The sequence below is a fragment of the Sphingomonas sp. KRR8 genome (assembly GCF_023559245.1).
Lineage (GTDB): Bacteria > Pseudomonadota > Alphaproteobacteria > Sphingomonadales > Sphingomonadaceae > Sphingomicrobium.
Map to the genome: position 1 here is coordinate 891690 of NZ_CP097462.1, position 23681 is coordinate 915370.

Annotated in this window: 18 protein-coding genes and 1 tRNA gene; 4 read left to right on the plus strand and 15 right to left on the minus strand. The window is 66.8% G+C overall.

Translation table 11 applies throughout. From position 1 onward, the window contains the following. The first annotated feature begins 26 nt into the window (after positions 1-26). Positions 27-1268 carry a tyrosine--tRNA ligase gene (tyrS, locus tag M8312_RS04500; protein WP_250119189.1) on the plus strand — a complete coding sequence of 414 codons (1242 nt, stop codon included), beginning with the start codon at positions 27-29 and terminating at the stop codon, positions 1266-1268. On the opposite strand, the gene recG is transcribed toward tyrS, so the two are convergent. Continuing rightward, the gene (gene recG / locus M8312_RS04505; RefSeq protein ID WP_250119190.1) at positions 1265-3316 is read right to left on the minus strand and encodes an ATP-dependent DNA helicase RecG; all 2052 of its coding nucleotides are present in this window, start codon (positions 3314-3316) and stop codon (positions 1265-1267) included. The two genes, tyrS and recG, sit on opposite strands and share 4 nt — an antisense overlap. 40 nt (positions 3317-3356) lie before the next feature. Here recG and M8312_RS04510 point away from each other — a divergent pair, with 40 nt between their 5' ends. Both M8312_RS04510 and mfd read left to right on the plus strand, forming a co-directional pair. Continuing rightward, positions 3357-3635: an FAD assembly factor SdhE gene (locus tag M8312_RS04510; RefSeq protein ID WP_250119191.1), complete on the plus strand. Its 279-nt coding sequence runs from the start codon at positions 3357-3359 to the stop codon at positions 3633-3635. A 6-nt stretch (positions 3636-3641) separates the two neighbouring features. Continuing rightward, positions 3642-7145: a transcription-repair coupling factor gene (gene mfd / locus M8312_RS04515; RefSeq protein WP_250119192.1), complete on the plus strand. Its 3504-nt coding sequence runs from the start codon at positions 3642-3644 to the stop codon at positions 7143-7145. Here the strand turns inward: mfd and M8312_RS04520 are convergent. The 9 genes from M8312_RS04520 to M8312_RS04560 form a co-directional block, all read right to left on the minus strand. Then, a complete protein-coding gene (locus M8312_RS04520; RefSeq protein ID WP_250119193.1) occupies positions 7142-7870 on the minus strand; it encodes a class I SAM-dependent methyltransferase in 729 nt (242 codons plus the stop codon). The genes mfd and M8312_RS04520 overlap by 4 nt on opposite strands. A gap of 5 nt (positions 7871-7875) precedes the next feature. Next, positions 7876-9141, minus strand: a complete 1266-nt coding sequence (gene clpX / locus M8312_RS04525) for an ATP-dependent Clp protease ATP-binding subunit ClpX (RefSeq protein WP_250119194.1) — start codon at positions 9139-9141, stop codon at positions 7876-7878. Positions 9142-9432: 291 nt separating this feature from the next. After that, entirely contained in the window at positions 9433-10446 is a 1014-nt protein-coding gene (locus M8312_RS04530; RefSeq protein WP_250119195.1) for an inorganic phosphate transporter, read from the minus strand. Between the two features lie 12 nt (positions 10447-10458). After that, a complete protein-coding gene (locus M8312_RS04535; RefSeq protein WP_250119700.1) occupies positions 10459-11589 on the minus strand; it encodes a DUF47 family protein in 1131 nt (376 codons plus the stop codon). Positions 11590-11703: 114 nt separating this feature from the next. Then, positions 11704-12369 (minus strand): ATP-dependent Clp protease proteolytic subunit, encoded by a 666-nt coding sequence (locus tag M8312_RS04540; protein WP_250119196.1) that lies wholly within the window; start codon positions 12367-12369, stop codon positions 11704-11706. Positions 12370-12513: 144 nt separating this feature from the next. Next, entirely contained in the window at positions 12514-15432 is a 2919-nt protein-coding gene (locus M8312_RS04545) for a TonB-dependent receptor domain-containing protein (protein ID WP_250119197.1), read from the minus strand. 120 nt (positions 15433-15552) lie between these two features. Next, entirely contained in the window at positions 15553-16485 is a 933-nt protein-coding gene (locus M8312_RS04550; protein ID WP_250119198.1) for a glycosyltransferase family 2 protein, read from the minus strand. A gap of 32 nt (positions 16486-16517) precedes the next feature. Continuing rightward, on the minus strand, positions 16518-18146 hold the full coding sequence (gene tig / locus M8312_RS04555; RefSeq protein ID WP_250119199.1) for a trigger factor: 1629 nt from the start codon (positions 18144-18146) through the stop codon (positions 16518-16520). Between the two features lie 137 nt (positions 18147-18283). Beyond that, positions 18284-18368: transfer RNA gene (locus M8312_RS04560), tRNA-Leu, on the minus strand. A 121-nt stretch (positions 18369-18489) separates the two neighbouring features. Here M8312_RS04560 and M8312_RS04565 point away from each other — a divergent pair. Beyond that, positions 18490-18702 carry a hypothetical protein gene (locus M8312_RS04565; protein WP_250119200.1) on the plus strand — a complete coding sequence of 71 codons (213 nt, stop codon included), beginning with the start codon at positions 18490-18492 and terminating at the stop codon, positions 18700-18702. Here the strand turns inward: M8312_RS04565 and M8312_RS04570 are convergent. From M8312_RS04570 to M8312_RS04590, 5 genes are all read right to left on the minus strand, one after another. Continuing rightward, positions 18699-19286, minus strand: a complete 588-nt coding sequence (locus M8312_RS04570; RefSeq protein WP_250119201.1) for a phosphatase PAP2 family protein — start codon at positions 19284-19286, stop codon at positions 18699-18701. The two genes, M8312_RS04565 and M8312_RS04570, sit on opposite strands and share 4 nt — an antisense overlap. A gap of 35 nt (positions 19287-19321) precedes the next feature. Further along, complete coding sequence (locus M8312_RS04575) at positions 19322-19948, minus strand: hypothetical protein (RefSeq protein WP_250119202.1); 627 nt, start codon at positions 19946-19948, stop codon at positions 19322-19324. Between the two features lie 8 nt (positions 19949-19956). Next, positions 19957-21171, minus strand: coding sequence for a M48 family metallopeptidase (locus M8312_RS04580; RefSeq protein ID WP_250119203.1), 1215 nt, complete (start codon positions 21169-21171; stop codon positions 19957-19959). After that, on the minus strand, positions 21168-21950 hold the full coding sequence (locus M8312_RS04585; protein ID WP_250119204.1) for a hypothetical protein: 783 nt from the start codon (positions 21948-21950) through the stop codon (positions 21168-21170). Before M8312_RS04585 ends, M8312_RS04580 begins: the two co-directional genes overlap by 4 nt. A gap of 80 nt (positions 21951-22030) precedes the next feature. Then, entirely contained in the window at positions 22031-23650 is a 1620-nt protein-coding gene (locus tag M8312_RS04590) for an alkaline phosphatase family protein (RefSeq protein ID WP_250119205.1), read from the minus strand. Positions 23651-23681: the final 31 nt, after the last annotated feature.

Sequence of the window (23681 nt, forward strand, 5' to 3'; positions counted from 1 at the left end):
GGAGTGAGGCGGTTAGAGGCGCTGGAATGACCGATGCGACGCCTTCCTCTGCCCTGCTCAAGCTGCTGACCGAACGCGGCTATGTTCACCAGACCACCGACGCGGCGGCGCTGGATACGCTGGCGAACCGTGAGGTGGTGAGCGGTTACATCGGCTTCGATGCGACGGCGCCGAGCCTGCACGTTGGGAGCCTGGTGCAGATCATGATGCTGCGCCGGTTGCAGCAGGCGGGGCATCGTCCGATCGTGCTGATGGGCGGAGGCACGACCAAGGTCGGCGACCCGTCGGGCAAGGACGAGAGCCGCCAGCTCCTGACGGATGAGAAGATCGCCGAGAATATCACGGGCATTCGCAAGGTGTTCGAACGGTTTCTTGAGTTTGGGGATGGGCCGACCGATGCGGTCCTGGTGGACAATGCCGAGTGGCTCGACCGGCTGGAATATGTGCCATTCCTGCGCGAGGTGGGGCGGCATTTCACGATCAATCGGATGCTGACGTTCGACAGCGTGCGGCTGCGGCTGGACCGGGAGCAGCCGCTGACGTTCCTCGAGTTCAACTACATGATCCTGCAGGCCTACGACTTCCTGGAGCTGTCGCGGCGGCTGGGCTGCCGGGTGCAGTTGGGCGGGTCGGACCAGTGGGGGAATATCATCAACGGGATCGAGCTGACCCGGCGGATCGACGGGACCGAGCTGTTCGGGGTGACGACGCCGCTGATCACCACCGCCGATGGTGCCAAGATGGGCAAGACGGCGGCGGGCGCGGTGTGGCTGAACGCCGATGGGACGGAGGGCTACCGCCTGCCGGCGTACGACTATTGGCAGTTCTGGCGGAATACCGCCGACGCGGATGTGGGCAAGTTCCTGAAGCTGTTCACCGATGTGCCGCTGGACGAGGTCGCGCGGCTGGAGGCGCTGCCGGGGGCCGAGATCAACCAAGCGAAGGTGGTTCTGGCGACCGAGGCGACCGCGCTGCTGCATGGGCGCGAGGCGGCGGAAGCAGCGGCGCGGACGGCAGCGGAGACGTTTGCTGGCGGCGGATCGGGCGAGGCGCTGCCGCGCCTTGCGACCGGCGGTGAGATCGGCGTGCTGGCGGCGCTGGTCGGCGTGGGGTTCTGCGCGTCCAATGGTGAGGCGAAGCGCAAGATCGCCGAGGGAGCCGTGCGGGTCGATGAAGTGGTGGTAAGCGATCCGAACCATGTGATTTCCGTGGGTTCGGAGGTGAAGCTGAGCCTGGGCAAGAAGAAGCACGGCTTGCTGGTCCGCTAACCGCTCCTGAGCAGATCGACCGCCTGGTCGCGTTCGAACAGGTAGAGGCAGAGGCGGGCGGCCTCGCCCCGCGGACCGGCGAGGCCGCCGTCGCGGTCGAGGAGGAGTCGGGCGTCGTCGGTGGCGGCGGGGGCGAGTTCCTGCACCTGTTCGGGGGACGCCAGGCGGAAGGCAGCTTCGCCCGACTGCCGGGTGCCGAGGATCTCGCCGGGGCCGCGCAGTTTCAGATCCTCCTCGGCGATGCGAAAGCCGTCGCTGGTCTCACGCATGAGCGCCAGGCGCGCGCGGCCGGTTTCGCTCAGCGTCTGGCCACGGACGAGGAGGCAGGTCGACTTTCCCTCCCCTCGCCCCACGCGGCCACGTAGCTGGTGCAGCTGGGCAAGGCCGAAGCGCTCGGCGCCCTCGATGATCATCAGGGTCGAGTTGGGAACGTCGACGCCGACTTCGATGACGGTGGTGGCGACGAGGACCGCGAGGTCGCCCGCAGCGAAGGCGGCCATGACGGCGTCTTTATCAGGACCTTTCATCCGGCCATGGACGAGGCCGACCTTGCCGGGGAAACGCTGCGTGAGGATCGCGGCACGGTCTTCGGCGGCAGCGGCGTCACTGGTCTCGCTCTCCTCGACCAGCGGGCAGACCCAATAGGCCTGGCCGCCCGCTGCGACGTGGCGGCCGAGGCCGTCGACGATCTCCGGCAGCTTTTCGTCGCTGATCACGCGGGTTTCCACGGGGGAGCGGCCGGGCGGCATCTCGTCGATGCGACTGACGTCCATCTCGCCATATTGGGTGAGCGTCAGGGTCCGCGGGATGGGCGTGGCGGTCATCACCAGCAGGTGCGGCGGCCGCTCGGCCTTCGCGGAGAGGAGCAGGCGCTGGCTGACGCCGAAGCGATGCTGTTCGTCGATCACGGCGAGGCCGAGGTTCCGGTAGCCGACCTTTTCCTGGAAGATGGCGTGGGTGCCGACGAGGATGTCGACGCTGCCGTCGGCGAGGCCCATCAGCACGCTGTCGCGCACCCTGCCCTTCTCCCGCCCGGTGAGAACGGCGACGCGCACGCCGATCGGGTCCAATTGCTTGAGCAGAGTGGCGTGATGCTGGCGGGCGAGGATCTCGGTCGGGGCGAGCAGCGCCGCCTGGGCACCGGCCTCCACCGCGTTCAGCATGGCGAGCAGCGCGACCAATGTCTTGCCGGAACCGACGTCGCCCTGGAGCAGCCGCAGCATGGGCGCCTGTTGCGCCATGTCGCCCCGAATTTCCTCGGTGACCCGCCGCTGGGCGCCCGTCAGCTCGTACGGCAGCCGCAGTTTCGCGACCAGGCGGCCGTCGCCCTGAAGCGGGTGGCCGCGCTTGCGGCGGCTGACCTGGCGGAGCAGCTGGAGGGCGAGCTGGTTGGCGAAGATCTCGTCATAGGCGAGGCGGCTGCGCGCGGCGCTGTCGAGATGGTCACCGTGGGCCCGGGCAAGCGCGGTTCGCCAGGCCGGCCAGTTCTGCTGCGAGGCTTGCGACGGTTCGATCCACTCCGGCAGCTCGGGAGCGCGTTCCAGGGCGAGCCCGACGAGCTCCCGGAGGCGGCGGCTGGTGAGCCCTTCGGTGAGCGGATAGACGCTCTCCTTGAGCGGCGGCTCGGGCTTGCCGGGCTCCAGCACGTCCGGGTGGACCATCTGCCACTGGTCGCCATAGGCCTCGAGCTTGCCGGAGACGATGCGGCTTTCCCCGAGCGGCAGCTGCTTCTTCGCCCAGCCGCCATTGTTGAAGAAGGCCAGCGTGATGACGTTGCCGTCATTGTCCGACGCGTAGATGCGGGTCGGGCCGCGGCCGGCGCTCTGGCGGGCTTCGAACGGCTTGACCTCGAGCACCACGAGGCTGCCGAGCAGGACCGGCGATGCGGCGGGGGCGCGGACCCGTTCGACGCTGCCGGTGGGCAAATGGAAAAGCAGGTCGACCAACCGGGACAGGTCGAGGCGATGGAGCAGGCGCGTCAGCTGCGGGCCGACGCCTTTCAGCGTTTCGACTTCGGCGAACAGGGGGTTGAGCAGGTCCGGGCGCATGCGAGCACCACGTCTAGCGAGCGAAGCGCTTCGCGCCTACATGGCAGCGATGCAAGCGGACGACGTCGAACTGAAGCGCCTCAAGTGGCGCGCGCATCATCGTGGGGTGAAGGAAGCGGACCAGATGGTCGGCGGCTTCTTCGACATGCATTCGGCCAGCTGGGGACCGGAGGACCGGGACCTCTTCACCGCGCTGCTGGAAGAGCAGGACGTCGATATCATGGCCTGGGCGATCGGAACCCAGCCGGTTCCGGCTCGCTATCAGGGCGGGCTGATGCAGGCGATGCAGCGGCTCGACTATCTGCCCTTTGCCCGTTGAGCCCCAGTGCCTGACCTGAACCAGATCCTTTCCGCGCGCGAGGCGCTGACCCTGGCGGGGGTGCCGGCCGGCTTCCTGCCCTGGCTTGCGGCCGACCTGGCGCGCGCCGCTCATGGCACCGGCAAGGGCGGCCGTGCGGTGGTGATCGTTCCCGATGAGGCCGCGCTGAGATCGCTGAGCGAAACGGCACCGGTGTTCGCGCCGGAGCTGCAGGTGGTGACCTACCCGGCGTGGGACTGCCTGCCCTACGATCGCGCCTCCCCTTCCCTGCGGGTGATGGCCGAGCGGCTGGCGGCGCTGCAGGCGCTTCAGGCGAGCCGCACCGGGCCGCAGCTGCTGATCGCCACGGCCAATGCCGTGACCCAGCGGACATTGACGCCGTTCCGCATCCGGCAGCTGACCAAGCGGCTGGCGCCCGGCGAGCGGATCGACCGTGACAAGCTGATCAGCCTGCTGAGCGCCAATGGCTACCAGCGGGCCGATTCGGTGGCCGACGCGGGCGACTTCGCGGTTCGCGGCGGGCTGATCGACCTGTTCCCCGCGGGCCAGAACCACGCCATCCGCCTCGACTTCTTCGGCGACGAGATCGAGACGATGCGGGCGTTCGACCCGGCCGACCAGCGGACGACCGGCCCGGCCGAGGGGTTCACGCTGATGCCGGCGTCCGAAGCGCTGCTGGACGAGGAGAGCATCAAGCGCTTCCGCGCCGGCTATCGCGAGAAGTTCGGGGCCAATGCGACGGGTGACCCGCTCTACCAGGCGATCAGCGACGGGCGGCGGCTGGCGGGAATGGAGCATTGGCTGCCGCTGTTCGAAGAGAAGCTGGCGACGCTGTTCGATCATTTGAGCGACGACGACATCATCGTTCGGGATGGCGGCACCGACGGCGCGGTCGATGGGCGCTACGACTCGATCCAGGACTATTTCAGCAATCGTGAGCGGGCGATGGTGGCGGAGCCGGGCAGCTACCGCCCCCTGCCCCCGTCCGCGCTGTACCTTGCCCGCAAGGAATATGACGGCCTGCTGGCAGAGCGGCCGGTGCACCGCACCTCGCCCTTCCCCGAGCCCGAGTCCAAGTCGATCCTCGACTTCGGGGTGACCCCCGCACGCGATTTCGCGCCGGAGCGGGCGCAGAACGAGAATATCTACGAGGCGGTGGTCGCCCACGCCAAGGCGCTGCGACGGAGCGGCCACAAGGTGGTGATGGCCAGCTACACGGGCGGTGCGCGCGAGCGGCTGGCCGGGCTGCTCAAGGACCATGGGCTGACCGGGCTGAAGGGCGCGGCGGGCTGGCAGGAGGCGCTGGGCGGAAGCCGCGACGCGACGCTGATCGTCCTGCCGCTGGACCACGGCTTCACCACACCGGACGTGGCGGTGCTGACCGAGCAGGACATGCTGGGCGACCGGCTGGTCCGGCGGCGCAAGCGCAAGAAGAGCGCCGATGCGTTCCTGTCCGAGCTGGCGACGCTCACGCCTGGCGACCTGGTCGTGCACATGGAGCATGGCATCGGCCGCTACGAAGGGCTGACGCGCATTCCGGTCGGCACCTCCCCGCACGATTGCGTGGCGCTGGAATATGCCGGCGGCAACAAGCTGTACGTGCCGGTCGAGAATATCGACGTGCTGTCCCGCTATGGCTCGGAAAGCGAGGGCGTGACGCTCGACCGGCTGGGCGGTGAGGCGTGGCAGCGGCGCAAGGCGCGGATGAAGGAGCGCATCCGCGAGATCGCGGGCGACCTCATCAAGGTGGCAGCGCTTAGGGCAACGCGGCAGGGAGTGGTGGCCGAGCCGGACAGCGCCTACCCCGCCTTTGTCGACCGCTTCCCCTATGAGGAAACCGAGGATCAGGAGCGCGCAATCGGCGACGTGATCGACGATCTTGGCGCTGGCAAGCCGATGGACCGGCTGGTCTGCGGCGACGTCGGCTTCGGCAAGACGGAAGTGGCGCTGCGGGCCGCGTTCGTGGCCGCCATGGCTGGGCAGCAGGTGGCGCTGGTCTGCCCGACGACGCTGCTTGCGCGCCAGCATTACACCAACTTCGTCGAGCGCTTCAAAGGCTTCCCGATCGAGGTGGGGCGGCTGAGCCGGCTGGTTCCGGCGGCGGAAGCCAAGAAGACCAAGGAAGGGCTGGAGACCGGCCAGGTCGACATCGTGATCGGCACGCACGCCATCCTGGCCAAGGGCATCAAGTTCAAGAAGCTGGGTCTGGTCATCGTCGACGAGGAACAGCGTTTCGGGGTGACCCACAAGGAGCGGCTGAAGGAGCTGCGGGCCGACGTGCATGTGCTGACGCTGACCGCGACACCGATCCCGCGCACGCTGCAGATGGCGATGAGCGGGCTGCGCGAGCTGTCGGTGATTCAGACGCCGCCGGTCGACCGGCTGGCGGTGCGGACCTATGTCACGCCGTGGGACCCGGTGGTCGTGCGCGAGGCGCTGCTTCGTGAACACTACCGTGGCGGGCAGACCTATTTCGTGGTGCCGCGTGTGGCGGACCTGCCCGACATCGAGGATTGGCTGCGCGAGGAAGTGCCTGAAGTAAAGGCGGTGACCGCGCACGGGCAGATGAGCCCGACCGAGGTCGAAGAGAAGATGAGCGCCTTTTACGACCGCAAGTACGACGTGCTGCTGTCGACCACGATCGTGGAAAGCGGTCTGGATATTCCGAGTGCAAATACGCTGATCATCCATCGGGCGGACCGGTTCGGGCTGGCGCAATTGTACCAGCTGCGCGGACGCGTCGGGCGGTCGAAGATCCGCGCCTATGCCTATTTCACCACCCCGCCCGACCGGCAGATCACCGAGACGGCCGAGAAAAGGCTGCAGGTGCTGGCCAATCTCGACAGCCTCGGCGCGGGCTTCCAGCTGGCCAGCCACGACCTCGACATTCGCGGGGCGGGCAACCTGCTTGGCGACGAGCAATCGGGGCACATCAAGGAAGTCGGGTTCGAACTCTACCAGTCGATGCTGGAGGAGGCGATCCTGGAGGTGAAGAGCGGCGCCACCGAACGGCGCGAGGACTTCTCGCCGCAGATCAACGTCGAAGGCGCGGCGATCATGATCCCGGAGGTCTATGTCCCCGACCTCGACCTGCGCATGGGGCTGTACCGCCGCTTGGGCGAGCTGGAGGACAGCCGCGAGGTCGAGGAGTTCGCGGCGGAGATGATCGACCGCTTCGGGCCATTGCCGGAGGAGACGGGCAACCTGCTCCAGGTGGTCGAGACCAAGATCAACTGCCGCAAGGCGTGCATCGCCAAGCTGGACGTCGGCCAGCGCGGGGCGGTGGTGACCTTCGCGCCGAGCGGCTTCCCCGATCTGCCCGGCCTGTTGGGCTATGTGGAACGGCTGAAGGGCCAGGCGAAACTCAGGCCCGACAGCAAGCTGCTGGTCAGCCGCGATTGGCCCAGCGCGTCGGCGCGGCTGAACGGCGCGCTGCAGATCAGCCGCGGACTGGCTCGGGTCGCGGCGGCGGGTGAAAAGACCTCGGTTCGGGAGAAAGTCCCGGCTTAAAGCCGCGCGACGCGGCTGACGATGGGCATGACGACGTGCCGTTGCTGGTCGACCGGCCAAAGCCTTTCGAGATCGGCGAAGGCGCGGGACAGAGCGGCCTCGCCCAACTTCTGCGTGGCCGACCAGCTGCGGATGAGGTCGGCATACTGCCGGCCGGTCCATGCCAGATGGATCGCGGCCGGGCTGAGCCGCACTTCCTCTCCCGGAAAGGGAATGGTCCGGTAGGCATCCATGATGAGGCGGTTGCCGGGCGCCCAGTAAGGCTCGAGCGGCTTGAGGAAAGATCGCGCGATGAGTTCGTCCACCTCTGGATCGACGAACGACCAGCCGTAGCCAAGCGCCGCAAGCACGCCGCCGGGGCGCAGCACGCGGCGGACCTGGGTGAAGAACCTGTCGAGGTCGAACCAGTGGATGCACTGCGCCGCGAGGACGAGGTCGCAGCTGGCGTCGGCAAGCGAGCAATCTTCGGCCGCCTCAACGGCGAAGCGAACCCGCTCATGCGGTGACGCCTGGGCGATCTGCTCGGCACTCGCATCGGTCGCGACGACGGAGTCGAAGTGATCCGCGAGCAGCCGCGCCGCCTGGCCGTTGCCCGTGCCGCAATCCCACGCGCACTGCCGGCCGGGAGCGAGCCCGGCCAGTTCAGCGATCGTGCGTTCCGGATAGGTCGGCCGAGCGGCGGCATAGAGCTTCGCATGACCCGAGAAGAGGTCAGGGAAGCTCATGCGCGTCAGGCCGCCGCGTCGTCCTTCTTCTTGTCGGTGTAGACGCGAACGGGCTCCTTGGTGCCCATGACGACTTCCTTGTCGACGTGCACTTCGTCGACCCCGTCCATGGTCGGCAGGTCGAACATGGTGTCGAGCAGAATGCCCTCAAGGATCGAGCGGAGGCCGCGGGCGCCCGTCTTGCGATCGATCGCCTTGCGGGCGACCGCGTGCAGCGCGTCTTCGGTGAACTCGAGCTCGACATCTTCCATGTCGAACAGCTTGCCATACTGCTTCACCAGCGCGTTCTTCGGCTCGACCAGGATCTTGACCAGCGCGGTCTCGTCGAGGTCCTCGAGCGTGGCAATGACCGGCAGGCGGCCGATGAACTCGGGGATGAGGCCGAACTTCAGCAGATCCTCGGGCTCGCAATTCTTCAGCACCTGGCCCGTCTTGCGCTCATCGGGACCGGCGACGTGGGCGCCGAAGCCGATCGACTTGCCCTGCAGACGGTCGCCGATGATCTTCTCGAGACCCGCGAAGGCGCCGCCGGCAATGAACAGGATGTTGGTCGTGTCGACCTGCAGGAATTCCTGCTGTGGATGCTTGCGGCCACCCTGCGGCGGAACGGAGGCGGTGGTGCCTTCCATGAGCTTGAGCAGCGCCTGCTGCACGCCCTCCCCGGAGACGTCGCGAGTGATCGAGGGATTGTCCGACTTCCGGCTGATCTTGTCGATCTCGTCGATGTAGACGATCCCGCGCTGCGCCTTCTCGACGTTGTAGTCGGAAGCCTGGAGCAGCTTGAGGATGATGTTCTCGACGTCCTCGCCGACGTAGCCGGCCTCGGTCAGCGTGGTCGCGTCGGCCATCGTGAACGGCACATCAAGGATCCGGGCGAGCGTCTGGGCCAGCAGCGTCTTGCCGCAGCCGGTCGGGCCGATCAGCAGGATGTTCGACTTGGCAAGCTCGACGTCCTGCCCGCCCTTGGCGCCGTGGTTGAGCCGCTTGTAGTGGTTGTGCACCGCAACCGAGAGCACGCGCTTCGCCCGGCTCTGCCCGATGACGTAGTCGTCGAGCACCTTGCAGATCTCCGCCGGGCTCGGCACGCCGTCGCGGGTCTTGACCAGCGCCGACTTGGACTCCTCGCGGATGATGTCGTTGCACAGCTCGACGCATTCATCGCAGATGAACACGGTCGGCCCGGCGATCAGCTTCCTGACCTCATGCTGCGACTTGCCGCAGAAGGAGCAGTAGAGGGTGCTCTTGCTGTCGCCGCCGGAAAGCTTCGTCATATTCGTCCTTGTCTGGGGCCACCCGCGAGCGACCACTGGCGGGCGATGCTAGCCCGCTTTCTACCATTATCAAACTCTCAGGAGGCTTAACGTGTTTCGCCCCCCGAAAACTTCCTCTCCGATATGGGCGACAGGCCACACCCCCGCAAGGCCAAGTGATTGAGAATGCTGGAACCATCCTGAGCAAAGCCAATCCGCTGCCAAGATATTGAAGGCCCTTTGTGGCACAGGAGGTCGCATTCGATGAGCGCGGTGGCGTTGCCAGCAGGGCCCGCGGAGCGCCCCCCGGCTCTAGAAGAAGGTGGTCAGCCCGTAGATGAGGGCGGCGACCCCGGCGCTGGCGGGAATGGTGATCAGCCAGGCCAGCACGACATTCTGCGCCACGCCCCAACGCACCGCGCTGGCCCGGCGTGCAACGCCCGCGCCGATGATCGAGCCAGTGATGGTGTGGGTGGTCGAGACCGGGATGCCAAGCCAGCTGGCGCCGAACAGCAGGATCGATCCGCCCGTCGAGGCGGCGAAGCCCTGATGCTGGTCGAGCTTGGTGATCCGGCTGCCCATGGTCTCGATGATCTTCCAGCCGCCGGTCAGCGTGCCGAGGCCGATGGCGATATAGCAGCTGATCGCGACCCAGTGCGGGACGGCGAAGTCGCCCGACAGATAGCCGGTCGAGAATAGCAGGACCGTGATGATGCCCATCGTCTTCTGCGCGTCGTTGAGACCGTGGCCGAGCGAATAGGCCGCCGCCGAGACCAGGTGCAGCGCGCGAAAGGAGCGGTCGGCGCCGCGGACCGAGGCACGGCGTGCGGTCCAGCTGGAGATGAGCATGACGACCATCGCGATCGCCATCCCGAGCAAGGGGGCGAGCGGAATGAAGGCGAGCGTCTTGCTGACGCCGCTCCACTGGATGGTGCCAAGCCCGGCCGAGGCGAGGCCAGCGCCGACCAGACCGCCGACCAGCGCGTGGCTAGACGAGGAAGGAATGCCCTTGAGCCAGGTGACGACGTTCCAGAACATGGCGCCGACAAGGGCGGAAAAGACCACCGACGGGGTGACGAGGTCCTTGTCGATCAGGCCCTTGCCAACCGTGTCCGCGACCTTGTGCAGCGCGGGGAAGGCCAGAGTCAGGAAGTAAGCGGCAAAGTTGAAAAAGGCCGCGAAGGCGACTGCCTGGACCGGGCCGAGCAGCTTGGTTGCGACCACCGTCGCAATCGAATTGGCGGCGTCGTGGAGCCCGTTGAGGTAGTCGAACGCCAGCGCGACCACGATCAGGCCGACGAGCAACGGTAGTGCGAGCTGATGCATCAGGCCCGAGCCTCAGGCATTGTCGATGACGATGCCGTCGATCTCGTTCGCGACGTCCTCGAAGGCGTCGACGATCCGCTCGAGATGCTTGTAGATTTCACGGCGCACCGTGAACTGCATGGCGCCATCGGCGGTGGAGCCGAACCGCTGGAAGGCGGCCTTAAGACCGGCGCGATGGATCTCGTCGGCGTGACCTTCCATGCGGACCAGGCGCTCGGTGAGTTCGTGCAGGCGCCCGCCGTTGGGCCCGACATTCCGCAGCAACGGCAGCGCTTCGGACATCAGCCGACCGCAGTCGATGATGATGGCGACCATGTCGCGCATCTCCGGCTCGAAAGTCGAGAAGTCATAAAGATCGACGGCGTTGGCGGCCGCCTGCATCTCGTCGATGGCATTGTCCATCGAGCTGATCAGCGAAGTGATCGCGCCGCGATCGAACGGGGTGAGGAAGGTCCGGCGGACGGTGTGAAGCATCTCGCGGATGATATTGTCCGCGTCATGCTCCCGCTCACTGATCTCGCGGATATGTTCGGCCCGGTGCGCGCCGTCGTTGAACAACCGGCCAAGCGCATTGGCAGCCCCGCAGACGCTTTCGGCGTGGGCTTCGAACAGTTCAAAGAAACCGCCGGTCTTGGGCAGCAACCGCTGAAACCAGGCAAACATGGGTCCCACCTTTGATTTTTCGGCCATGATCGAGATCAGCGACTTGCGTCGGGCGGCCGTGTTGAATTCGGCGACATTGAACGAGCGGATGAGATCGGCGAGGTCCGGTTCCTCCACCACGCCGGCCGCCTCGGACAGGCTGAACCAGCGGCGGGTCCGCTCATGCGCTTCCTTATATTCGCTCAGTTCCTCGCTGACGCTGAGCGGATAGACGTCAACGTCGAACCAGAGGCTGGCGCCCGTCTTGCGGCGCTTGCGATAACGATAGGAGCCGAGCGGGATCGGGCAAACGGCACCGCGGACCCCGGCCTCTTCCTCCGCCTCCGCCGCCGCGGCGGCGTGCGGGGTCAGGCCCGTACCCTGGTTTCCCTTGGGTACCACCCAGCGACGGCTTTCGCGGCTGGTGACCAGCAGAACGCTGACCGGCGCGTCCAGCCCGGTTCCGCCCGTGCGGTAGGGCAAGGCTGCAATCTGACGAATGATCCCCTCCCCACCCGCCTGCGTCCGAGTGACGCTAAGGTGACGGTCCAATGACAGAACGGGCGGGAAGCACAAGCCTCCCGCCCGCCCGATGTCACGTGATGAACGTGCCGCTTAGGCCGGCGTGTCGGTGCCCGCGCCCGGGGTCAGACCGGCGCCCTCGAAGTCGCCGCTTTCGGGGCGCTTGTCGAAAACGGCGTCGATAAGACCAAACTCCTTGGCCTCGTCGGCCTCCAGGAACTTGTCGCGGTCCATCGCCAGCTCGATCTCCTCGATCGGCTTGCCGGTGTACTTGGCATAGAGCGAGTTCAGGCGCGTGCGCATGCGGAGGATCTCGCGGGCCTGGATCTCGATGTCGCTGGCCATGCCCTGGGCGCCGCCCGACGGCTGGTGGATCATGATCCGGCTGTTGGTTAGCGCGACGCGCATCCCCGGCTCGCCCGCGGCCAGCAGGAAGCTGCCCATGGACGCGGCCTGGCCGATGCAGACGGTGCCGACGCGCGGGCGGATGTACTGCATGGTGTCGTGGATCGCGAGGCCCGCGGTCACCACGCCGCCCGGCGAGTTGATGTACATGAAGATGTCCTTCTTCGGGTTCTCGGACTCGAGGAAGAGCAGCTGGGCGGTGATCAGCGAGGACATATGGTCTTCGACCGCGCCGGTGATGAAGATGATGCGTTCGCGCAAGAGTCGCGAATAGATGTCGAAGCTGCGCTCGCCCCGGTTCGACTGCTCGATGACGATCGGCACGAGAGCCGAGGCGATGTCCTGATGATCCATGGGAAAGACGCGGTCCTTGATTGTGGTGCCGCCTACATCGGGCGGTTCAGGCATGAGTTCAAGCGGGGGTCGGTCCACCGCGGAAACGAAAAGGGCAGCCGGTTTGTGGCCGGCCGCCCCTCCCCTGTCAGCGGCCGGAGCCGCTTACATCTTGTACGACAGGCGAACGTAGCCGAACCGGCCGGGCACGTCGTAGGTCGTGGGATCGTAGTTGTTGACGCTGCACGAGAAGCAGGCCGGCGGATCCTTGTCGAACAGGTTGTTGACGCCAACCGTCAGCGCCAGCCGGCGGTCGATCATCGTCGGCAGAAAGCTCACCTGCACGTCGGTGTAGAGCCGGTTGTTCAGCTTGTTGCCGTTGTCGGTTTCCCGCACGCTGGCAATGTAACGACCCGTTAGTGCGACATCGAGGTTGCCGAGCGACCAGTCGAGCGTCGCATTGCCCTTCCACCGCGGATAGGCCTGGTCGGGGCTGCCCCGCTCCGTTCCCTTGCGATCGATGACGACGAAGCCGTTCGACGCGGTCAGCACATACTTCAGCAGGTGGCTGGCGTTGGCCGAGATGCCGAAGCGGCCAATCGACGACGGCGACGACCGGTAGTTCAGCGTCGCGTCGATCGACTTGGTCCGGATGCTGTCGAGGTTGCCGAGGGTCCCGTCGATCTCGTTGATGAAGCCGTTGGCCGTGCGCTTTACGAGTGCACAGCTGGCCGCATCGCCGAGCAGCGCGCAGTTGTTCAGCGTCACGTTCGGATCGACCGCGCCGATGGCGTTGGTCAGCTTGATGTCCGAATAGTTGACCTCGACGTTGAAGTTGCTGCCGTTGCGGCGCGCCCACTGCGGCGCGAAGACGACGCCGGTGGTGAAGTTGCGCGACTTCTCCGGACGCAGGTTGCGATTGCCCTGAGTGATCACCGGCAACTGGCCGCCCTGATCCTCGGCATAGCTACCGTTGGAGGGGACGCCATTGGCGATGCAGTTGGCACGGACGGTCGCGTTGGTCGGGAACAGGCCGCCCGCCGCACTGGTGCAGGGGTCGTTGGCGGGAAGGTCGAAGCGCGACCGACCGCCGAACAGTTCACCCAGGCTCGGCGCCCGGAAGCCGGTCGAGTAGGCACCGCGGAGGAGCAGGTCCTGCACCGGCTTCCACAGGCCGGTCACCGTGTAGGTGGTGGCGCCGCCGCTGATCGAATATTTGGAATGGCGCACCGCACCGTTCACTTCGAGCGCGTAGGCGAACGGCTGCTCCTTCAGAATCGGCACCCGCATTTCGCCGTAGATTTCATCGACGTTGTAGTGGCCGGACGCCGGCTGGGCCGGAATGTCCGCGCCGAGGCCGGCCGAGACGATGGGATCGGGCGTGAAGTACGCGCTCTGGTAGCGATGCTCGACACCAAGCGCGACACCGATCGGTCCGGCCGGCAGTTCGACAAGGTCGCCGGTGAGGTTCGCGGTGACGCCGGCGAGCTTCTGCTGGCTGCGATCATGTTCGGTGAACGCAATCCAGTTGAGCATGGCGGGGGTGATTGAGCCGGCGCCGCCGAACAGGTTCAGTGGAACGCACGCGCCCGTGCAGTTCGCGATGGGACCGATTGCCTGTGCCACGCGGTCGGCGCGGACGTTGCCGGTGAACGACTGCCGGGCCTTGTTGAGGCCGTAGATGGCGTTCACGTCCCAGAACCAGTCGTGACCGAACAGCGGCACCTTGCCGTCAATCGTGGCGTTGACCGAGTAGGTGTTGACCCGCTGGTTGAAGGTCCGCTGCCCGGCCTCGACCAGGCGGCGGGCGATGAAGCTGTAGGTTGGGGTACGACCGTTAGGCGTTCCGTTCGCATTAAGGCCGGATTCCAGCGTGGCTCCGAACGGATTGAACGGGTTAGTGGCATCGACCGACAAGGTGTCGAACAGGCTGCCCGCGCCGTTGCCCGCGTCCGGCCCGATGAACAGCGGTTCGAACGCCGCCTGATTCTGCGAGTTGCGGCGATTCCAGCTGGCGCGCAGGCGGAAGTGCGTGGCCGGGAAGATCTCCGACTTGGCGCTGATCCAGGCGCCGTAACGCTTGCTGGGCGTCAGTATGTACTGGAACGGTGCGAAGTTGAACCGGTCGGCCGTGGTGAACGGCCGCAGTTCCGCCAAGGTCGGCGTGTTGTCCGGCGGATTGCTGATGGTGAAGTTGCCGAACGGCAGGCCCGGCTGGGGTCCCGCGCTTCCGCGCGTGTCGAACCGGCCGTTGAGCGCCGCGCTGCTGCACCCGCCGCCGCCGTTGGAGCAGCTGGTCTGGCCCGGATTAGGGAATTGCGAGATGGAGCGGTTGGCCGAGCGAACGGCCTCCTGCTTCACGAAGGCGCCGCCCACCGCGAGCTGAACCGGCCCGCTGCTGCCATTGCCCCAGCTGGCCTGGTAATCCTGCGTCTTGCCGTCGCCATATTTGAGGAACTGGCCATATTGCGCGGACAGGCGCAGGCCTTTCTGCTGCGAGACGGTGATGACGTTGACCACGCCCGCGATCGCGTCCGAGCCGTAGAGCGGTGACGCGCCGGCCTGCAGAACCTCGATCCGGTCGATCATGTTGGCCGGAATGGTGTTGAGGTCGACGGTGGCGGGGATGCCGCTGGCGCTGGTCGCGTTGACGAAGCGCAGGCCGTCGACGAGCACCAGGGTGCGCTTGGCGCCGAGATAGCGCAGGTCGATCTCGGCCGAACCAGCGCCGACACCGCCGCCGTCAGGCGGGTTGCCGAGGTTACCGGAATTGTTGACCTTGGAGTTGAGGCCGCCGGCCGCACTCGGCAGTCGCTGCAGGACGTCGGCGACCGCGGAAAGGCCGGTCTTGGCGAGCGATTCCTGATCGAGGGTGACGACCGGTGAATCCTGCGCTAGCGGATCGCGTCGGATGCGGGAGCCCGTGACCACGATTTCCTGGCCGGGTGCGGTCGCCTCCGCCGCCGCCGATCCCGGCGGAACGGTTGGCTGCGCAACAGCGGCAGTGGCAGCAGTGGCCATGCAGGTGCTGGCAATCACGAAAGCGGCGCAACTCGCGCGCAGCTGGATCTCGCGTCGGTTCATCTGGTACCCCCCGAATGCTCGCCGATCTTTCGGCCCCGGGAGATATTGAACTGTTGCAAGCGCGCTTCACAGTGCTTTTGTGACGTCACCGCCACTCTTCGCTTCGTTGTTGCTTTTCCGTTACAATTGCGTGGGCGCGGGCTGGCCGAGGTAAGCGAGCCGCCGGACCTCGCGCCGGCCGCGGGTGACGGTGTCGAGGATCAGGCCGGCGAAAAAGCAGAGAACGGCGATGATCACCATGCCGGTGATGAGGATCGCGGTCGGGAAACGCGGCACCAGCCCGGTGTGCAGATAAGTGGTGACCAGCGGTACCGCGAGGACGAGCGCGGTGGCGAGCAGCACGGCGCCGATCGCGCCGTAAAACAGCGTGGGGCGCTCGACCCGGTAGAGAGTTCCGATGGTCCGCAGGATCCGCCAGCCGTCCGAATAGGTCGAGAGCTTGGAGGCCGAGCCTTCGGGCCGGGCGCCGTAGCGGGTGATGACCTCGCCCACCGGCATCCGCAGCTCCAACGCGTGGACGCTCATCTCGGTCTCGATCTCGAAGCCGGAGGACAGCACCGGAAAGCTCTTCACGAAGCGGCGGGAGAAGACGCGGTAGCCGCTGAAAATGTCGGTAAAGCTGCGCCCGAACAGGCCGGACAGCAGGCCGGTGAACAGCCTGTTCCCGAGAACATGGCCGCCGCGATAGGCATCGCTCACTTCATGCTGACGGGTGCCGACGACCATGTCGAGCTGCTCGGCCAGCAATTGCGTGACCATGGCCGGAGCGGAGGTCGGATCGTAGGTGAGGTCGCCGTCGGCCATGACATAGACGTCGGCGTCGATGTCGGCGAACATCCGGCGCACGACATGTCCCTTGCCCTGCTGGCGCTCGACCCGGACCACGGCGCCCGCTGCGCGAGCCACCTCCAGCGTGCGATCGGTGCTGTTATTGTCGTAAACGTAGACGGTGGCGTCCGGCAGCGCGGCGCGGAAGCCGGCGACCGTCTGCGCGATCGCCGCTTCCTCATTGTAGCAGGGCAGCAGGACGGCGATGCGCGCCTGAGCGGTCACCGCCTGTCCTGCTCCCGCTGCAATCAGACCGGTCAGGCTTCGGCCTTCTTGGTCTTCTTGGCGGCTGGCTTCTTGCCAGCGCCGTCCTTGACGGGCTCAGCCGGCTGCGGAGTGGCCGGTTCGGCTTCGACGGCGCCCTTGGCGGGCTTGGCCGGCTTGGGCTTCTTCGGCTTCACCGCTTCAGCGGCCTCATCGGCGGCGACCGGCGCGGTGTCAGCGACCACGGCTTCGGCAGCGTCAGTGCTGGCAGCCGCCTTCTTGCCCTTCTTGGGCTTGGCCGGAGCGGCCGAGTGGGCCTGGTCGTGGCCACAATTCGGACCGTGGACATGGCCTTCCTCGCTTTCGAGGTCGGCTTCGACCTCGGCGCGGGTCGAGGGACGATCGGTGATTTCCGCCTTGGAGAAGAGGAAGTCGACGACCTTGTCTTCGTAGAGCGGCGCGCGCAGCTGGGCGGCGGCCATCGGATTCTGCTGGACGAACTGGAAGAAACGCTCGCGCTCGGCCGGCTCATACTGCTGCGCCGCCTGCATCATGATGCGCTGCATTTCCTGCTGCGTTACGTCCACGCCGTTGGCCTGGCCGATCTCGCTCAGCAGGAGGCCGAGGCGGACCCGGCGCTCGGCGATCTTGCGATAATCGTCCTTGTCCTTCTCGATCTCGGCCTTGGCGGTCTCGGGATCGGCCTCGTGGCTGGCCTCATGCTCGAGCTGCTGGAGAATGTTCTGATATTCGGCGTCGACCATCGACGGCGGCACCTCGAAGCTGTGGGTGTCCGCCAGCTGGTCGAGCAGGCGGCGCTTCATGTGGGTCCGGGTGAGGCCGTTCAGCTCCTGAGTCTGCTGGTCGCGCAGCAAGCCCTTGAGCTGCTCGAGATCCTGCAGGCCGAGGTTCTTGGCGAACTCGTCGTTGAGCTCGACTTCAGTGGCGGTCTTCACTGCCTTGACGACAACGTCGAAGGTCGCGGCCTGACCCTTGAGGTTCTCGGCCGGATAATCGGCCGGGAAGGTCACGTTGAGGGTCTTGGAATCGCCAACCTTTACGCCGACCAACTGGTCCTCGAAGCCGGGGATCAGGCTGCCCGAGCCGATCTCGACCGCCATGTCGGTGCCCGTGCCGCCCTCGAAGGCGACGCCGTCGACCTTGCCGACGAAATCGATGACGACCTGGTCGCCGCTCGCCGCCTTCTTCTTGGCGCCCGCGTCAGTCCAGCTCTTCTGGCCCGAGGCGAGCTGCTGGAGCTGCGCGTCGACCTGAGTCTCGTCGGCCTCGAGCGTCAGCCGCTCGAGCTTGAGCCCGTCGATTTGCGGGGCCGGGACCTGCGGCAGGGTCTCTAGGTTCACCGTGACCTCGGCGTCCTTGCCCGGCTCATAGCCATCGGCGAGTTCGACCTGCGGCTGCATCGCCGGGCGCAGCTGATTGTCGTTCAGCAACTGCTGCACGCTTTCCTGAACGGCGGTCTCCAGCGCCTGACCCTGAAGCGCCTCGCCATGCATCTTGCGGATGAGGTTGGCGGGCACCTTGCCGGGACGGAAGCCCGGCATGCGGATGGTCGGGGCGAGCCGCTTGACCTCGGAGTCGACCTTGGCGTCGATCTCCTGGGCGGTGATCGTCAGCTTGTACGCCCGCTTCAGGCCTTCGTTCAGGGTCTCAACGCTCTGCATGACTTGGTCGCTATCCTATTGAATCTTCTGGTGGGTCCGTGTCCGGACGCTTCTGGTATTGCTCCGTCCGCGGCCGCCCTTCGGACGCCCTTGGAACTTCGCTACGCGAGCATCCCCCGGATGCTCGCTCGCGAAGTTGGTGCGCGCGGAGGGACTCGAACCCCCACATCTTGCGACAACAGGACCTAAACCTGCCGCGTCTACCAATTCCGCCACGCGCGCATCGGACCCGTGAGGCGGGGTGGCCTATAGCAAGGATGCGCAAAGGGGCAAGCGGAAGCGGTACGGCCAAGCAACCGTAAACGGTTGGCTTCGTTGCTGAGGGACAAGGAGTTCCAAGACCATGCAGCAGTTGCCGCCTTTTCCCGACGATGCCCCGGAATATAAGCCCGGCGAGCCAAGCAACCCCACGCCCGAGCCGGCGCAGCCGACCCCGCCGGGGCAGCCGACCGAAGTGCCGAGCGAGACTCCGGGCGTCGAGCCGCCGATCGACGTGCCGAGCCCGGGTGGTCCCGACATCAACCCCTCGCCGACGCCGATCTCGCCGGTCGGCTAGGTTCGCTCGGCACGCCCGACGAGTTGTCCAATGAGCGCGGCGGCGACCCAACCGATCGCCGCGCCGGCCAGCACGTCCGTCACGAAATGCTTCGAGCGGACCACCTGGGCAACCGCAGTCGCACCGGCCAGCGCCAGCGCCGGACCGGTCGCGATGGGGTATTGCCGCGCGACGGTGGCAGCCACCGCCAGCGCGCCGGCGCTGTGGCCTGACGGAAAGCTGTTGAAATCGCTTTCGTAGCGTTGTCCGTCCCGCAGCTCGTAACGCCCGCGGTGCGCGGCCGCGATGGGACGAGTGCGGTCCACCAGCTGCTTGACGATCCCGCGCAGCGCCGTGGCGAACAGGTGCGCCGCAAGCATCTCCGTGCCGGCGCGAAAGGATCGCAGGTCGCGCAAGAAGATGCCGGTGACCGCGAAGGCCGCCGTTGCGGCATAGAGGGGTTCCTGGTCGGACAGGTCAGTGGCGGCGCCAAGCGCCCGAATGAGGGGCGTTTCGGCAGCGGGGACGAGCTTTTCAGCAACGGCGAGGTCGGCTTCTTCGATGGGGCCGTTGGGATCGGTTGGGGGCAGATGCGGTGCGGTCATGGCTGCTCAACCTGTGGCAGGCAGCCTTGTTGCGGTTACTGACGCACGTGAGCGCTCGCGACCATCGTTTCGAAGTCAGGCAGCGCGGCATCGAAATAGTGCGAGCGGGCAGCGTCGAGCTGGATCAGGTACAGCTTGCCGTTGATCACTGCGCCGACCGACCTGCCCTTGCGCCACAACTCGTCGCTGTCGAGATGTTCGTAGTCCAATTGGAAACCGGGCGCGCCGAGGAAGGTGCGCGGGGCAAGGCCCAGCGTTCGCCACTCGATCGCGCCGCCCTCGATCCGGTAGAGGGTTTCCAGCAAGCCGGCGATCTCGGGCGCGGTCATGGTCGAGCGGAACAGCGGCACCTGGCGGTCCGCCTTGCGCGACTGACGGACGAGGCGCTTGTTGTTCGGCAGTCCGGAAACGAAGCTGATCCCGTCTAGATAAGGCCCGTTCAGCGTCCAGTCCTCCACCGCGCCGACATCGGTGAAGCTGCTTCGGCTGGCACGGTTCCATTCGCGCGGCGTCACCACGGTCATGCCGCCGTTACCGACTTCGATGACGCGGTTGGGGCGGACCAGGGAATAATAGCCGAGGCCGCCGAACCCTCCCGGCCCGCCAGCGCAGGCGGCAAGCGCCAGGGCGAGACCGGTGATCGTAAGACGGCGGAAGTGCATGGCGATCCTCAACTGGCCAGCATCTGGCGGACGAAGGGGGCGTCAGGCGCTGCCGGCGCGAGCGCAAGATAGCGCTGGAGCGCGGCCCGGCTCTCCTCGCGGTGGCCGGCCTTGGCAAGATAGATCCCATGCCAGCGCCAGGCATCGGCGGGCACGTCTGGGTAGCTGACGGCCGCGGCATAGCTCAAGGCGGCGCGCGCGTCGTAGGCAGCCGTGTTGCGGAGGCGCAGCGACTCGCCCTCATAGAAACGCAGCAGCCCGTTCCAGCCATCCTTCGCGAGGGTCTGGATGACGTATTGCGAGGCACCGGCGTCGTTCAGCTTGACCTGATCGTCGAGCAAGGTCGGGCGGATGCCCGCGATGGCGGCGAGGTAGCGCTCTCGGCCCCGGGCGTAGGTCTTGCCGGGGGCCGTCAGCTCGGCGGCGGAAGCGCGAAGATCGATCATCCGCTCGCGCGGTGCCGGGTGGTCGGCGAAGATGGAGTAACCCCGGTCGGGACGCTTGCGGCGGACGGCGGCACTGAGCTCGACCTCACCGATCAGCTGCTCCCAGGTTTCCGCCATCGACAGCGGCGCATAGCCGGCATCGTTGATCAGCTTGATGCCGAGCGCGTCGGCCTCGGCTTCGAGCTGGCGGTTGTAACGGAACAGGGTGATGATGGTGCCCAGCTGCGCCAGCTGGTCGAGGTTGCCGGTATAGTAACCGGCCGCGCCGCCCACCATGCCACCGAGCATGGACGCGAAGGAGTAGATGTCGGTCTTGCGGCGGGTGTCGCGCCATTGCCGCAGCTGGTGCTTGAGGAGGAAGTGGCTGCTTTCATGGGCGAGAACACCGGCCAATTGCGCCTCGTCCCGCATCCGCAGCAGCAGCCCGGTGAATACGACCGCGAATCCAGTCGGGAACATCATCGCGTTGAATTCGGGAATGCGCGCCAGATAGACACGCAGGTCGCTGGTGGCGGGGCCGCCGACCTTGCCGATCAGCCGCCGCAGGTAGGTGTTGAGCGCGGGGTCCGCGACCAGCAGGTTGGAGCCTGCGATCTCCTCTTCCACGCGGGTCATCTGCTGCCACATGCCCCGCTCATCCGGGTCCTGGGGGCGGTAGCCGGGGCCGACCAGCGGCATCAGGCTGGAGGGGAGGATGCGGGCGGGCGCAACGGTGCCGCCGAGAAGGGACGCCGCCCCTGCTCCAGCGAGCATCGTACGGCGGGTGAACGTGGTCATGGAGTTGCCCGCTGCGCGGCTTGCGCCCGGCGAACGTCGCGGCCTGGCTTCATCCGCCCGAGCAGGCGTTCGACCATCTGGGCGGCGCCGTCGGGCGTGCGCAGATCCCCCATCTTCACGCCCGCGACCTGGCTGCCGGCCTGGAGGACGTTGAACCAGACGACTTCGCCGGTCCTGAGGTCGACCAGGCTGGCATAAGCGAACTGGCCCGCGCCGCCGACGTTCGGGGCGCAGAAGCCGATGAAGCAGCCGGCGATGCCAAGCACCTGCAGGGCGACGCGCCCCTGGCTGGCGAAGCTGTCCTCCGCATGCAGGAACAGGGCATAGTCGTAGCCGGTGCGCTGGCCGAAGCGAACGGCGTCTTGCCCCAGCGTGTAGTCGAGCCCCCGCCGGCGCTTGGAGGGAAGCGTGACACCCGAATATTTGTGAAGGGCGATGGATTGATCGACCGCGGCATTGAGTCGCTCGAGCTCCGCGACTTGCTCGGCCGGGACGGTCGGGAGGCTGTCGCGTCGATCCAGGATCAGCGTCTGCCCGCCCCGCCCTTCCTGCTGCGTTCGAAGAGCGGCAATGACATTGGACCGCGCCTGTTCGGTCCAGTCGGCGCGCGGCTCGACCATGCCGCCGGTGGTCACCGCGCCCACCTCCACCTCGGGGCGAAGGACGATCAGCTTGTAGTTACCCTTGGGCGGGGCGAACTGGAGGTCGGCATATTGCTGGGTCTGGACGCAGCCGCTCAACGTCAGGCCGGCGGCGAGCAGTGGAACCAGCAGACGCATTCGGTTACTCCCTTTGCGGCCCAAAAATGCTACCACGCCAGACGGTTAGCGCAAGCGGCCGGAGTCCCCATCTGGACCGCTCATCGGCAGCGTACCCCCGCCGCGCCATCGAGACAGCGGCCGTCGATGGCCGGCGCGGTGAGCTTGAGGCCGATCATCGGCGCCAGCGTTGGAAGGATGTCGACCGTCTCGACCGCCTGCGGCCGGTCAGCCGGCGCCGCGCCACGTCGCCAGAAGATGATCGGCACGCGGCGGTCATAGTCCCAGACCGAGCCGTGCGTCGCCGTATAGCCGGGGGCCGGGCGGGCGACGGCGCTGACATATTGCTTCAGGACGACGTAGAAATCGCCCGACCGCTGCTGCTCGTAGGAGGCTCGGACGCGCTGGATGACGCTCCACTTGTCGGGCTGCCCGTGCGGCACCGGCACGCGCATTATCTCCGCTTTGGTGTAGACGGCATAGACCTGCGGGTGCGCCTTGTAGCGGGCGACGGCCGCCGCCAGCACACGGCGGGCGGTTGCGGGATCGAGCCGCTTGTCGAGCCACGCGTCGGCGCCGATGCCGTCGCCGACCAGCACCGGCTCCGTCCGACCGAATTGCGGCGCGAGCAACTTACCGACGGCGCTCGGCGCGAGTTCAGGATCCGCACGCTGTGCCTGGGTGACGCCCTGGTCGCGGAGCCGCTCAGGAATGTCGAGCCCACCATGGTCGGCAGTCAGGACCAGCGCGTAGTCGATGCCGGTGCGGTCCATCTGCGTGAGGAAGTCGCCAAGCTCCCGATCCAGCGCGAGGAGTTGCAGGCACATCTCCTGCCCGCGGTTGCCATAGGCATGGCCGACGTAATCGGTGGCGGACAGGCCGACGGACAGCACGTCCGGAGCCGGGCCCTTGCCGAGGCCGAGCTCACCGACCAGCGCCGCTGCGCCCGCAAGCACCGCTCCGTCGAAGTCCGGATGAGCACGGACAAAGCGCATGTCGCCAGCCGCCCGCTGGAGGTTGCCGTTGCCGACGGTCAGGGTCGGGGTGATCTGGTAGGGCTTGGCAAGGGCCGTACAGTTGGTCGGTGGGACCAGGTTTTCACTCGGCTGGGCAAGCCGGGCAGCGAATAGCTGGTTGAGAGCGGCGATGGTTCGGGGCGGCGTCTTCCCGGTGTCGGTGGTCCAGCTCTTGCCGTCCCAATACCAGCGCTGGTCGACATTGCGCCCGCCCATCATGATCGCAGCTCGGTCCTTGCCGGCGATGGCGACGTTTCGGCTTTGCGGACTGACGGCCTTGAGGCGATCACCGAGCGTCTGCACCCGCAGGTGGAGCGGGCTTACCTTGTAGTTGGTGAAGCTCGTTTCGGGCTGTGCCTCATCCTCGGCGCAGTAGACGTGCTTGTCGGCGCGCGCGGCACCCTGGTCGACCCAGTCATTGGCAATGATCCCGGTCTCCGACGGGTGGTCGCCGGTGAGAATGGTCGAGTGGCCCGGGCAAGTCTCGGTCGCGGCGTGGCTCTGGTAACCGTTGCGGAAGACGGTGCCTTCACGCGCCAACCGAGCGAAGCCGCCGGTGAATTCGGCCCGATAGCGGTCGAACAGGTCGGCCGCGAATTGATCGACGGAAATGGCGACGATCAGTTTGGGCTGGCCCCTGGGGGCGGCGGCGATGGCCGGAGCGGTGGCGAGAGCGGCGGCGGTGAAGAGGAGAAGCGAGCGCATGGCCGCCTTCGTAGTAGAAGGCGGCCATGCC